Origin of the sequence: Pantoea allii, assembly GCF_002307475.1 — a bacterium.
In the GTDB taxonomy this organism is placed as follows: domain Bacteria; phylum Pseudomonadota; class Gammaproteobacteria; order Enterobacterales; family Enterobacteriaceae; genus Pantoea; species Pantoea allii.
The window spans coordinates 73,012-86,275 of the sequence record NZ_NTMH01000019.1; the positions used below are offsets into that span (position 1 = coordinate 73,012).

Here is a 13,264-nt window from a genome sequence, read left to right on the forward strand (position 1 = left end):
TGCCGCAGATAAACATTGCAAAGGCGGCACCGAGAGTCTGAAACGTTTTTTTGTTGCCGTGGAAACTTTAGCCCATCTTCGGATGGGCTTTTTTCTCCGCGAATTCATCGTTCATTCGCTTTAATTCCGGCTTAAAGATTACAATGCACTAAATCAGTGCAGAGGAACGCTGTATGGCAACTGCCTCACTGCCCGATGCAGGGCAGATTCTCAATACCTTAATCAACAGTATTTTGTTGGTGGATAACGATTTGGTTATTCATTACGCCAATCCTGCGGCACAGCAATTACTGGCGCAAAGTTCACGTAAATTATTCGGTACGCCGTTACCTGAATTGACCGGCTATTTTTCGCTGAATGTAGAGGTAATGCGCGAGAGTCTTGAGGCGGGCCAGGGCTTTACTGACAGTGAAGTCACTCTGGTGGTCGATGGCCGGGCACACATTATGTCACTCACGGCACAACGGTTGCCTGATGGCTTAATTTTGCTGGAAATGGCGCCCATGGATAATCAGCGTCGTTTGAGCCAGGAACAATTACAGCATGCTCAGCAGGTTGCGGCTCGCGATCTGGTGCGTGGACTGGCCCATGAGATTAAAAATCCGTTAGGGGGATTGCGTGGCGCCGCTCAGCTGCTGTCCCGCGCCCTGCCCGATCCCGCGCTGAACGAATATACCAAAGTTATTATCGAACAGGCCGACCGCCTGCGGAATCTGGTCGATCGCTTATTAGGGCCTCAACAACCGGGTATGCACATTACCCAGAGCATTCATCAGGTCGCTGAACGGGTGGTTAACCTGGTCTCGATGGAGCTGCCCGAAAACGTGTCTCTGGTCCGCGATTACGATCCCAGTCTGCCGGAGTTACCGCACGATCCCGACCAGATTGAACAGGTTCTGCTGAATGTCGTGCGTAATGCGCTGCAGGCGTTAGGCGAGGACGGCGGCACGATCGTGATTCGCACCCGTACGGCCTTTCAGCTAACGCTGCATGGCACGCGGTATCGTCTGGTCGCCCGTATTGATATTGAAGATGACGGCCCCGGCATTCCGGCCCTGCTCCAGGATACGCTGTTTTATCCCATGGTGAGCGGACGTGAAGGCGGAACCGGTTTAGGTCTTTCTATTGCCCGTAGCCTGATTGATCAGCATTCAGGAAAAATTGAGTTTAACAGTTGGCCGGGTCATACCGAATTTTCGGTTTACCTGCCTATTCGCCAGTGAGGTTTCTATGCAACGAGGGATAGTCTGGATCGTCGATGACGATAGCTCCATCCGCTGGGTGCTTGAACGCGCGCTCACTGGAGCCGGTTTGAGCTGTGCGACCTTTGACAGCGCGAATGACGTGCTGAACGCATTAGCGACGAAAACCCCGGACGTTTTATTATCAGACATTCGTATGCCAGGTATGGATGGTCTGACGCTGCTAAAACAGATTAAACAGCGTCATCCTATGCTTCCGGTCATCATTATGACGGCGCACTCCGATCTGGATGCCGCGGTCAGTGCCTATCAGCAAGGGGCATTTGATTATCTGCCGAAGCCGTTCGATATCGACGAAGCTGTCGCGCTGGTTGAGCGCGCCATCAGTCACTATCAGGAACAGCAGCAGCCACGCAATCAACCCGTCAGCGGCCCAACGACCGATATTATCGGTGAAGCACCCGCCATGCAGGACGTGTTTCGTATCATTGGTCGTCTTTCCCGCTCGTCGATCAGCGTTCTGATCAACGGTGAATCCGGGACGGGTAAAGAGCTGGTTGCACATGCGCTGCATCGCCACAGCCCTCGTAGTAAGGCTCCTTTTATTGCCTTAAACATGGCTGCGATTCCAAAGGATTTGATTGAATCTGAACTGTTTGGCCATGAAAAAGGGGCGTTTACCGGTGCCAATCAAATCCGCCAGGGCCGTTTTGAACAGGCAGATGGCGGCACGCTGTTTTTAGATGAAATCGGCGATATGCCGCTGGATGTTCAGACTCGCCTGCTGCGCGTCCTGGCTGATGGACAATTTTATCGTGTTGGCGGCTATGCGCCGGTCAAAGTTGATGTACGTATCATTGCCGCAACGCACCAGAACCTTGAGCTGCGGGTGCAGGAAGGCAAGTTCCGTGAGGATTTGTTCCACCGCCTGAACGTTATTCGCGTGCATCTCCCGCCTTTGCGTGAGCGCCGTGAAGATATTCCCCGTCTGGCCCGTTATTTCCTCCAGGTGGCGGCACGGGAGCTTGGCGTTGAAGCCAAGATCCTGCACGCGGAAACCGAAACCGCGCTAACGCGTCTGCACTGGTCGGGTAACGTGCGTCAGTTGGAGAACACCTGCCGTTGGTTAACCGTTATGGCAGCGGGGCAGGAAGTGCTGATCCAGGATTTACCGCCTGAACTGTTTGAATCCAGCACGCCAGAAAGCCCGACGCAGTCGTTGCCTGACAACTGGGCGACACTGCTGGCGCAGTGGGCGGATCGCGCGCTGCGTTCCGGTCATCAAAATCTGCTGTCTGAAGCTCAGCCGGAGATGGAGCGCACATTACTCACCACTGCGCTACGTCATACCCAAGGGCACAAGCAGGAAGCAGCACGTTTGCTCGGCTGGGGAAGAAATACCCTGACGCGTAAGCTTAAAGAACTGGGCATGGAATAAGAAACTAACCCGCCGGGACAGCCTGTGCTGTTCCGGCTTTTATATCACGCGTGAAAACGGCTGTTGCCGCGCTTTTTGCCGTAAACAGGCATCGAAGCACATACAAATATTACGAATCAGTAACCGTCCGATCCCCGTCACTCTCAGGCCGGTTGCGTCCTGCTCCACCAGCCCGTCAGCCACCAGCGGTTTTAACAGCGCCAGGTCTTGCGCAAAATACGTTTCAAAGTGAAGGTTCCACTGGGCTTCCACCGCGCTGAAATCGAGCGAGAAGTTGCAGATCAGCGCTTTGATCACATCACGACGTAAGCAGTCATCATCACGTAGCGTTAAACCCCGCCACAACCCATGACCCTGTTTTTCGACCTGGCTGTACCAGTCGTTAAGGCCTTTCTGGTTTTGTGCATAGCTGTCGCCAATCATGCTAATGGCAGATACGCCGAGACCCAGTAAGTCGCTGTCGCCCTGGGTGGTATAACCCTGAAAGTTACGGTGCAGTTTCCCCTCGCGCTGTGCCACTGCCAGCTCGTCCTGGGGTTTCGCAAAGTGATCCATGCCGATGAACTGGTAGCCATGCTGAGTCAGCGTTGCGATAGTTTGTTGCAGGATGTCCAGCTTCTGCTGTGGCGACGGCAGCTCATCGTCTTTAATTTTACGCTGTGCGGCGAACAGTGCGGGCAGATGGGCGTAATTGAAGACGCTGAGACGATCGGGATCGAGTGCGATAACGCGCTGCAAGGTATAAGCAAAACTTTCGGGCGTTTGCAGCGGCAGCCCGTAAATCAGATCAATGCTGGTTGAACGAAATCCCTGCTCGCGTGCCCGCGCCATTAAGGCAAAAATAACCGCTTCATCCTGAACCCGATTAACCCGCTCCTGCACCGCTTTATTAAAATCCTGTACGCCCATGCTCAGGCGATTGAAACCGCACGCACGCAGATGATCGATCACATCCAGTTCAATTTCACGCGGATCGACCTCAATCGACATCTCCGCGTCATCGACAAAGGTAAAGTGCTGTTTCAGCAGCGCCACCAGCCGGCTGATCTGCTGTTTATTGAGAAACGTGGGCGTCCCGCCGCCCCAGTGCAACTGGCTGACCTGACGACCACGAAACAGCGGTGCGCGAGCAACGATCTCCTGCTCAAGCGCATCCAGATAACGGTCGGCTTTGTGCAGTTGACGCGTGACAATCTTATTGCAGCCACAGAAATAGCACAGGCGATGACAGAACGGGATGTGGATATACAGCGATAACGACCGTTGTGGATAGCGCTCGGTCGCACGTTTGAAGTCATCGGCGGTAAAGTTATCGCTGAACGCTAATGCGGTGGGATAAGACGTGTAGCGCGGCCCGGCATAGTTATACTTTTCAATTAACGCCGGGTCCCATTCAAGCTGCATTGCTGACATGCTTACTCCTTCCGTTTACGTCGCCGTAGTAAAGGTCGCGATACAGAAGGAAAGAGAGGAGAGCGGGCGGAAACCCGACGTAAACGCTGCTTCAGACGCGACAGTCGTTGTAGTTTAAACATTAACCACAGCAGATAACATGTCATCAACAACCATAAAATTGATCCAGGCCAAAACATTGTCGTTTACCTGTTAAGCGGGGCATGCGGATTAACGCATGCCGATCAAAAATGCTTAATTACCTTTAAGCAGGCGGTACATATCTTCTTCCGCCTCCTTGTCCTCTTCTTCGTCCATCTCAATGCCAAGCTGTTCCATCAGTTCGTCAATGCGATCCAGGGTGACGTCGAGCCAGCCCTGATCATCAGATGACAGCGTCTCACCTTTTTCAAGACGATCCAGCAGCGCATCAAGGCGCTCACTGTTCTCCAGCTGCGCCAGCTCTTCTTCAGGCGTAAGCGCGGTTTTTTTCTCTGCGGCCGGTTTCGCCGCGACTTTTTTCACTTTCGCCGGTGTGGCGTTTTCGCCAGCAATCAATGCCACCGGCTTTTTGCTGCCAATGCGTGGATCTTTCGCGGCATCACTTTGCTTGCTGGTGTTGCTCTGAGTTTGCGGGTTAGCACGGCTGCCAGACGCATGACCGCGATGCTTTTTGTCGCGTTTACGATCGCGCGCTTCATGATTGATATCGTCACGCGATTTGCGTTTAGCTTTGGCGACAGGCTTACCTTTCGCAGCGCTTGCAGGTTGCTTCATAATATTGGGTCCCGGTGTTTTTTATTCAGTATAGAATTGCGGCGAAATCTAGCAGAAACCAGACAAAGAAAAAAGGCGACAGCTCAAGCTGTCGCCTTATTTCATACCTTCGGCAGAAGGAATCATGTTTCAAATCCGTTTCGGCTCACAACATCCCGGTTAATCCTGCGCCTGCTCAACTCTTGAGCCTGTCCTTTTCCTTTTCCGGTCCGACATCCCTGACCATTTCCACTCCAGCCGCTCTTCGTCATCCCAACGTTCCTGAGCGCATCATCCTGATGAGTGCGTCCTGCACTGCTGAATAATGTAGACCATCTGGTAAAACCCTCAAGTAACACTTGCGGGGTATTTGAGCGTAAAACCTATACTTAAGTATAATGCCCTGAATTTTAATCATTTATTTTTTTAATTATTTAATTAAAAAGAGACATAACTGGCAAGATTTATGGCAAATGTCTCACAACCTTGCCTGACCAATGGTATTGAGCACTTTCACGCCATAACGCGTATAATCAGCGCCATTGCCCTAATGCGTTCCTGGAGTATTACCTTGTCTGAACTGAATTACCATGTCACCCGCTTCATTCTTAGTGCACCGGACATCCGCCATTTGCCTTCTGATACCGGCATCGAAGTGGCGTTTGCTGGCCGTTCAAACGCGGGTAAATCCAGCGCCTTAAATACGTTGACCAATCAAAAAGGCCTGGCGCGAACCAGTAAAACGCCCGGTCGTACGCAGTTGATTAACCTGTTTGAAGTCGCAGAAGGTAAACGCCTCGTCGACTTACCGGGTTATGGCTATGCCGAAGTGCCAGAAGAGATGAAACTTAAATGGCAGCGGGCGCTAGGTGAATACCTGCAAAAACGGCAGGCGCTCAAAGGCCTGGTGATACTGATGGATATTCGCCATCCGCTTAAAGATCTGGATCAGCAAATGATTCAATGGGCGGTAGAGAGCGGCATCCCTGTTTTACTGCTGCTGACTAAAGCTGACAAGCTTGCTTCCGGCGCACGTAAAGCCCAGCTCAATGTGGTGAAAGAAGCCTCAATGGCGTTTATGGGTGATGTGCAGGTAGAGATTTTCTCATCGCTGAAAAAAATTGGCGTTGATAAAGTGCGTCAAAAGCTGGATAGCTGGTTTAGTGAGCTTGAGCCTGCTGTAGAAGATCAGGACACTGAGGCATAAGCGAAGCGATGTGCTACGTATTTTTAGCGTTTTTCCAATAAAAAACGCCCCAGTCACAGAATGACTGGGGCGGCTAAATTCAGCCAAATCCGATTACGTGAAGTAAAAGGTCTGAAAGATAGAACATCTTACCTCTGTACCCTACGCCTCGAACTTTACCTGATTTTTTGTGAGCGACAAAGGATTTTTTGTTGCTCTCTTTCATTTTTAATCACTTTTTTTACCGCACTCGTCACAAAAACGAGAGTGGGATGTAGTTAAATTACAAAAAAAGTGCTTAGGCCATAATAAGTTACTGCACCGTTTTGCGGCTTCAGTGAGGGCCGACGCCCGTTCCCTGCCTGCCCCCGGGCCATCGCACGAGCGGTGGCGCGTTAACGCCACCTGTTATGGCCGTATCAGTGCGCTTGTTCCCAATTATCTCCGACACCGATTTCGACCAGTAAGGGCACATCTAACGCCATACTGCCTTCCATAAGCGTGCGAATCTGCTTGCTGGCCTCATCAACGGCATCGGCTTTAATTTCAAACACCAGTTCATCATGCACTTGCATGATCATCCTTACCGCATCATCGTTCTGCTTCTGCAGCCAGCTATCAACCGCAATCATGGCGCGTTTGATGATATCTGCAGCCGTCCCCTGCATCGGCGCATTAATCGCCGCACGTTCAGCCGCCTTACGACGAATGGCATTACTGGACTTGATGTCAGGCAACCACAGACGACGTCCATCCAGCGTTTCAACATAACCGTTACTGGCCGCGAGCTGGCGCGTGTTTTCCATATAACGCAGCACGCCGGGATAGCGTTCAAAGTACAAATCCATATACTTTTTCGCTTCGCCTGCGCCAATGTTTAGCTGGCGAGATAACCCAAATGCACTCATGCCATAGATGAGACCAAAGTTGATGGCCTTGGCACTACGGCGTTGTTCGCCCGTAACCTTACTGAGCGGCACGCCAAAGACTTCTGAGGCGGTGGCGCGGTGGATATCCTCACCCTGAGAAAAAGCATCCAGCAGGCCTTTATCCTGCGACAGGTGCGCCATGATGCGCAGTTCAATCTGCGAATAGTCCGCCGCGACAATGCGGTTGCCCTTGTCTGCGATGAAGGCCTGACGGATGCGGCGTCCTTCATCGTTGCGCACCGGGATGTTTTGCAGATTAGGATCGGTTGAAGAAAGGCGTCCGGTTGCCGTCACCGCCTGATGATAAGACGTGTGCACGCGCCCGCTAACGGGATTTATCATCAGCGGCAGCTTGTCGGTGTAAGTTGACTTCAGTTTCGAGAGTCCACGGTGCTCCAGAATCACCTTCGGCAGGGGATAGTCCAGAGCCAGCTCTGCCAACACTTCTTCACTGGTAGAGGGCGCGCCACCCGGTGTTTTTTTCGTGGGCTTAATTCCCTGCTTTTCAAACAGAATGACCTGCAGCTGTTTCGTCGAAGAAAGATTGAAGGGCTCACCCGCCAGCTCATGTGCTTTAAGCTCAAGCTCAGCCAGACGCGATGTCAGCTCTTTCGAGTGCTGCGCCAGGATAGCCTGATCGATCAACACGCCATTACGTTCTATACGTGAAATCACTTTAAGCAGCGGCATTTCAATCTGTTCAAAAACCTTTTTAGGTCCGGCTTCTTTTTCAAGCTCTGGCCACATCTTCAGATGCAGCTGTAAGGTCACATCGGCGTCTTCTGCTGCGTAGTGCGCGGCCTGCTCAAGGGCTATCTGATTAAAGGTAAGCTGATTTTTACCTTTACCGGCGATCTCTTGAAAGGTGACGGTTTTATGATTCAGCCAGCGCGCAGAGAGGCTGTCCATATCATGCTTGCCTACCACGCTATTCAGGATGTAGGACTCCAGCATGGTGTCGTATTTGATACCGGCAAGTTCTATATCGTAGTTTTTCAGGACGCCACGATCGTATTTGAGATTTTGGCCGACTTTGCTGGCGTTAGGATCTTCCAGCAGCGGCTTGAGTTGCGCCAGTACGGCATCGCGGTCGAGCTGCTCCGGCGCATCCAGGTAATCATGTGCCACAGGCAGATATGCCGCATCACCCGGCGCTACCGCAAAGCTGAGGCCGATAATGTTGGCCGTTAACGTGTCCAGGCCATCGGTTTCCAGATCAAACGCAAAAACCTCGCTGTTTTTCAGCTTTTCAACCCAAGTGTCTAAGGTTTGCTGATCCAGAATGGTGACATAGCCGTCAGTTGATAACAGGCTGGTCGCCTCAACGCTCGCCGCCGGCTCATCAGCAAGGGCCTGCTGGGATTGTCGGTTGCTCTTATTACCCTGCAACCATTTTCCCTCTTGCAGGTCAGTCAACCAGCGCTTGAATTCGAAACGGCTAAACAGCGCCTGCAGTGCTTTGACATCAGGTTCACTGACCGTGAGCGCTTCGCACGGCTGCTCAAGCTCAACGTCAGTTTTGATGGTGGCAAGCTGATACGAGAGAAAAGCAACATCGCGATTCTGTTCCAGCTTAGCGGCCATGGTTTTTGCACCACGGAATGAGAGATCGGCGACTTTATCGAGATTATCGTAAATCGACTGCATCCCACCTAACCCCTGCAGCAGCGCCTGGGCCGTTTTTTCACCCACGCCCGGCACGCCAGGAATGTTATCTGAGCTGTCCCCCATCATCGCCAGAAAATCGATGATTAAAGCGGGCGGCACACCATACTTTTGTTCCACTTCTTCCGGCCCGAGAATGGTGTTGGTCATCGTATTAATCAGGGTAATCGCCGGCGTGACCAGTTGCGCCATATCCTTATCGCCTGTACTGATCAGGACAGAATAGCCTTTTTTCTCCGCCTCTAACGCCAGCGTGCCAATCACATCATCCGCTTCGACACCGCTTACGGCTAACAACGGCAATCCCATCGCGCGCACCATTTCATGCAGCGGTTCTATTTGTGACCGCAAATCATCGGGCATCGGTGGGCGGTGGGATTTGTAATGTTCAAACAGCTCATCCCTGAAAGTTTTGCCTTTAGCGTCAAAGACCACAGCAACATGTGTAGGGCTGTATTGTGCCAACAGGCTTTTCAGCATGTTCAGCACACCATACATAGCACCAGTAGGCTCACCTGCAGTGTTGGTTAGCGGCGGGAAAGCGTGGTACGCGCGATAAAGATAGGATGAGCCATCAACCAAAATCAGGGGGTTTTCTGCTATTTGCGCCATATGTCTGTGTATTCTTCATTGCCATGGATTGGTCTATAAGGATGCCACACCTTGGCGAAAAGGGTTAATCAAGACAAACCGAGATCGGCGTTTTTCGTGCTTCTGTAATCGGGATCGCAACGATCTTTCTGTGGATAACTTTGTGCGTAAAAATTATATCAATAGTTTATTTATAGTATAAAAAAGATTTAGGCTAGATTTAATCATATAAAAACAATGAGTTAATTTAAATCCGTGATGCGATCGTGATTTTTAATGGCATGTTTGCTTGTGTGGATAGAAAAACTGTGCTTCCTCAACCTGCCAGCGATGTGCGTAGTGATTACAAATGAAAACGCCAGCGTATGCTGGCGTTATGCAGGGTATTCAGCGTAAAACGCTTATTTTTTCTCAACCAGGAACTTAACCACGTTGGCATAATCCGCCACAAAGTTCGCCATCGAGCTGGTATCCAGACCACCGTTATTAACCATGTATTTACCGTTAATAAAGATCGCTGGCACACCGCGCAGATCAACATCAGAGGCCGCTTTTTGCTGCTGGGCCACCAACGCTTTTACCGCAAAGCTGTTCCAGGCCGCATCGTATTGCTCAGAGGAAATGCCCGCTGCTTTGATGAATACCTCTTTCAGGCTGGCGGCGTCAGTAATCGTCTGGGTTTTCTGGATGCCATCAAAAATAGGTGACGTGACTTTATCTTCTACGCCCAGCGCCATAGCCACTGCCCACGCATGGGTAACAACCGGACCTAAGTCGCCACCAAGGAAATCGACATGGTATTTAACCATCTTGGTATCAGCTGGCAGATTTTTTTTCACTGCATCACTGACATGGTAGATTTGCTCGAACTGGTAGCAGTGCGGACAGAAAAAAGAGAAAAACTCCATGACCTGCGGCTCACCTGCTATAGGCTTAGGCAGGCTAACGTACTGTTTACCTTCAGAAAACTGTGCAGCAGATGCGCTAAACGCCAGCACCAAACCAATCAGTGCAAAAAATATTTTCTTCATTGGGGAAAACTCTCCTGACTTTTCATTAAAATTGCGGGGCCAGCTGCAACGGCGGTTCCCGTAACACCTTTTCCTGCTCGATAAACTGCAAAATTTGCCTGCGCCAGAAATCCTCATCCGTCATCCAGGGGAAGGCGCGCGGAAAAGCAGGATCCTGCCAACGGCGAACCACCCAGGCCAGATAATAAATCATGCGCATGGCACGTAAAGGCTCAATCAGTGACAATTCATTAATATCGAAGTCGCTGAATTCACTGTAGGCGTCCAGTAAAATATCCCACTGAATACGCTGTTCCTGTCTGTCACCACTGATTAACATCCACAAATCCTGAATGGCCGGACCATTGCGGGCATCATCAAGATCGACAAACAGCGGACCATCACGCCACAGAATATTACCCGGATGGCAATCACCATGTAATCGTAGCGGCTGCCAGTCACTGTGCCAGCTTTTGCGCAACGTCACGCCGAGTTTATCGACGGCTTCGAGCAGTGCATTGCGAAGTGAGGCTGGCACGAGCCTGGTTTTTGCCAGTTCGTCCCGCGGCTGATCCAGATATTCTTCAAGTCCTATCGATGGACGTTGCTGAAACAGGCTTTTGCGGCCAGTTTGATGAATACGTCCCAGGAAACGGCCTACCCATTCCATCTGATCTTCGTTGTCGGTTTCATACTGCCGTCCACCCAGGCTGGGAAAGACCGCATAGTAAAAGCCAGCATGACGTTGCAGCGTATCGCCCTGCAAAACTAACGGCGCGGCAATCGGCACCTCATCGTCCAGCAAATCCTGGGAAAACCGATGCTCTTCGGTGATCTGTTCTGCACTCCAGCGCTGAGGGCGATAAAACTTGGCAACGTAGCGGCGTTTTTCATCGTCGCTAAACTGATAAACACGATTTTCATAGCTGTTCAGGGCGGTTAAACCAGAATCCACCCGAATACCCGTTTCCCAAAGCGCATCCAACAGGACATCAGGATTGAGCGTCTGGAAGTTAAAGGCGGCATCACTCATGGTTATCCCTGTGCTTATCTTTACGGTTAATCGCCAAGGATAACACTACTCGTCATTTTTGATGACACCACGTGCTCGTAGCAGGGCTGTTTTAAAATCAACTTCATAATCTTTTTTCAGGCCTGGAATCTGATCGTCGCTGGCTGAATCACGCATTTTTAGATGATAAATCAATACGTCATCGCTTAATTCACTTAATGGGCCAATGAAACCGGACTCTTGTGCCAGTTTTTGTAAAAATGCCAACAGGTTAAGATCGGGTTCTTTTTCCCACGCCGGTAGCAGGAGTTCAAGCAATTCAGTCAGCCGATGCGTTTTCATGACGATTCCTTAATGCAGGGTGCGTTATATCCAGAATGAAGCAAGGAGACAAAAATGACAGCATTCACCGGTGTAATCCTTGCTGGCGGACAAGGTAGCCGTATGGGTGGGCAGGATAAAGGGTTACTCATCATGCGAGGTGAACCACTTTATCAGCACGTTTTGCAGCGGTTGAGGCCACAGGTAGACATTGTGTTAATAAGTGCTAACCGTAACATTGATCATTATCAGCTAAGTGGTTGTCAGGTCGTAACAGATTCGATTAAAGACTATCCTGGACCGCTGGCAGGTATGCTGAGTGGTTTGCGGAACAGTCCCACAGAGTGGGTGGTATTTTGTGCCTGTGATACACCCAATATCCCTGGCGATCTTGTCGCACGTTTATGGCAGCAGCGTAACAACGCTCTTGTCGTGTGGGTCAAATCGTCACAGCGAGATCATCCCACCCTGGCGTTAATGAATAAGGCGCTCGCCGACGATCTTGAAGCCTGGTTGATGCGCGGTGAGCGTCGACTGATGCAATTTATGCGTGAGCATGGTGGGCATTCGGTGTCGTTTAGCGACCCGGAGTCGGCTTTTAGCAACATCAATACGCCTGACGACCTTGTTGAGCAGGAGAAATCATAATGTGTGTTCCGTTGTTGGCCATTGTCGCCTGGAGTGGGACCGGTAAAACCACACTTCTTGAGCAGGTTATACCCTTGTTAAGGGCGCAGGAGATACGTGCAGGATTGATTAAGCATACCCATCATGACATGGACGTAGATACGCCAGGCAAGGACAGTTATCGACTGCGCAAGGCCGGAGCCGATCAGGTTATTGTCGCCAGCGACCGTCGTTGGGCGCTGATGTGTGAAACGCCTGAGCAGCCTGTGAGTTTAATGGCGTTAGCACGGCAAATGGATAGCAGACAACTGGATGTGGTGTTGGTAGAAGGATTTAAAGGTGAACCAATACCAAAGATTGTGCTTTGGCGATCGGGCGTGAAAGGTGAGCTTGCAGCACTACTGGATGAGAACGTCGTGGCTGTCGCCACTGACGACATGACACTAAAGCTGGACGTGCCCGCCATGAATATCAACCAGCCAGAAGCAGTGGCCGCGTTTATCATGACATGGCTGGGTAAAAAGAAGCATTAAGGGCAGAGAGGTAGGGAGTGAGAGCGTCTGTGAGCAAGTTTTACCCAGATCAGCGGCGTTCTCTGCAGGGCTTTTTCATCTTCGGACGGAGAAAGTGACGTAAATTCCGTTATGACGGACACGCCATCCGGCTTTCTCACTCGCCGTTTCATCCCGGCCCGGCGGTTTTAATGACGCGGACGGCGCTCGCGCGGTCCCGGCCGCGCAGCATAACCGTCCTGACGCCCCGCTTTCCGCAGGTTACGGACGTAAAAAAGCCCTGAACTTTCGTTCAGGGCTTCTTCACTTGTTTGATGCCTGGCAGTTCCCTACTCTCGCATGGGGAGACCCCACACTACCATCGGCGCTACGGCGTTTCACTTCTGAGTTCGGCATGGGGTCAGGTGGGACCACCGCGCTACAGCCGCCAGGCAAATTCTTTGTGCTCTGTCCTGTGTCTTTTACGCTGCTGCTGCGTTGGCTGTGCGCGCGCTGCTCAGTCACATACTTCAGTATGCTCCTTCACATCGTCTTACACGCCGCCTTGCTTCAGCGCAAAATCCTTCGGACTCTCGTCCGCAGAACAGAACTAAATGCTTTTCCGGTAAACAATGCTGAAAATT

At 51.2% G+C, this 13,264-nt stretch carries 12 protein-coding genes and 1 rRNA gene; 5 read left to right on the forward strand and 8 right to left on the reverse strand.

What is annotated here, in order from left to right; translation table 11 throughout:
- Positions 1-173: 173 nt before the first annotated feature.
- Positions 174-1,223, forward strand: coding sequence for a nitrogen regulation protein NR(II) (gene glnL / locus CMR03_RS06650; RefSeq protein WP_063877743.1), 1,050 nt, complete (start codon positions 174-176; stop codon positions 1,221-1,223).
- 7 nt (positions 1,224-1,230) lie between these two features.
- Positions 1,231-2,640 (forward strand): nitrogen regulation protein NR(I), encoded by a 1,410-nt coding sequence (glnG, locus tag CMR03_RS06655; RefSeq protein ID WP_014332989.1) that lies wholly within the window; start codon positions 1,231-1,233, stop codon positions 2,638-2,640.
- Positions 2,641-2,679: 39 nt separating this feature from the next.
- Here the strand turns inward: glnG and hemN are convergent, their stop codons facing one another.
- The gene (hemN, locus tag CMR03_RS06660; protein WP_096011129.1) at positions 2,680-4,053 is read right to left on the reverse strand and encodes an oxygen-independent coproporphyrinogen III oxidase; all 1,374 of its coding nucleotides are present in this window, start codon (positions 4,051-4,053) and stop codon (positions 2,680-2,682) included.
- A gap of 234 nt (positions 4,054-4,287) precedes the next feature.
- Positions 4,288-4,809 (reverse strand): Der GTPase-activating protein YihI, encoded by a 522-nt coding sequence (gene yihI, locus CMR03_RS06665; protein WP_096011130.1) that lies wholly within the window; start codon positions 4,807-4,809, stop codon positions 4,288-4,290.
- 550 nt (positions 4,810-5,359) lie between these two features.
- Between yihI and yihA the strand changes: the two genes are divergently transcribed.
- Positions 5,360-5,995 carry a ribosome biogenesis GTP-binding protein YihA/YsxC gene (gene yihA, locus CMR03_RS06670; RefSeq protein WP_096011138.1) on the forward strand — a complete coding sequence of 212 codons (636 nt, stop codon included), beginning with the start codon at positions 5,360-5,362 and terminating at the stop codon, positions 5,993-5,995.
- 79 nt (positions 5,996-6,074) lie between these two features.
- Here the strand turns inward: yihA and spfP are convergent, their stop codons facing one another.
- The 5 genes from spfP to CMR03_RS06695 all read right to left on the reverse strand — a co-directional run bounded on the left by spfP (position 6,075) and on the right by CMR03_RS06695 (position 11,523).
- Complete coding sequence (spfP, locus tag CMR03_RS25975; protein ID WP_071892919.1) at positions 6,075-6,122, reverse strand: small protein SpfP; 48 nt, start codon at positions 6,120-6,122, stop codon at positions 6,075-6,077.
- A gap of 271 nt (positions 6,123-6,393) precedes the next feature.
- On the reverse strand, positions 6,394-9,180 hold the full coding sequence (gene polA, locus CMR03_RS06680; RefSeq protein ID WP_096011132.1) for a DNA polymerase I: 2,787 nt from the start codon (positions 9,178-9,180) through the stop codon (positions 6,394-6,396).
- Positions 9,181-9,560: 380 nt separating this feature from the next.
- On the reverse strand, positions 9,561-10,190 hold the full coding sequence (dsbA, locus tag CMR03_RS06685; protein WP_063877747.1) for a thiol:disulfide interchange protein DsbA: 630 nt from the start codon (positions 10,188-10,190) through the stop codon (positions 9,561-9,563).
- 25 nt (positions 10,191-10,215) lie between these two features.
- Entirely contained in the window at positions 10,216-11,202 is a 987-nt protein-coding gene (locus CMR03_RS06690; RefSeq protein WP_096011133.1) for a serine/threonine protein kinase, read from the reverse strand.
- A gap of 45 nt (positions 11,203-11,247) precedes the next feature.
- Entirely contained in the window at positions 11,248-11,523 is a 276-nt protein-coding gene (locus CMR03_RS06695; RefSeq protein WP_063877749.1) for a YihD family protein, read from the reverse strand.
- Between the two features lie 54 nt (positions 11,524-11,577).
- Here CMR03_RS06695 and mobA point away from each other — a divergent pair, with 54 nt between their 5' ends.
- Together mobA and mobB are read left to right on the forward strand one after the other, a co-directional pair.
- Positions 11,578-12,150 carry a molybdenum cofactor guanylyltransferase MobA gene (gene mobA, locus CMR03_RS06700; RefSeq protein ID WP_096011134.1) on the forward strand — a complete coding sequence of 191 codons (573 nt, stop codon included), beginning with the start codon at positions 11,578-11,580 and terminating at the stop codon, positions 12,148-12,150.
- Entirely contained in the window at positions 12,150-12,662 is a 513-nt protein-coding gene (gene mobB / locus CMR03_RS06705; protein ID WP_096011135.1) for a molybdopterin-guanine dinucleotide biosynthesis protein MobB, read from the forward strand. Before mobA ends, mobB begins: the two co-directional genes overlap by 1 nt.
- A 295-nt stretch (positions 12,663-12,957) precedes the next feature.
- Here mobB and rrf read toward each other — a convergent pair.
- A 5S ribosomal RNA gene (rrf, locus tag CMR03_RS06710) occupies positions 12,958-13,073 on the reverse strand.
- Positions 13,074-13,264: the final 191 nt, after the last annotated feature.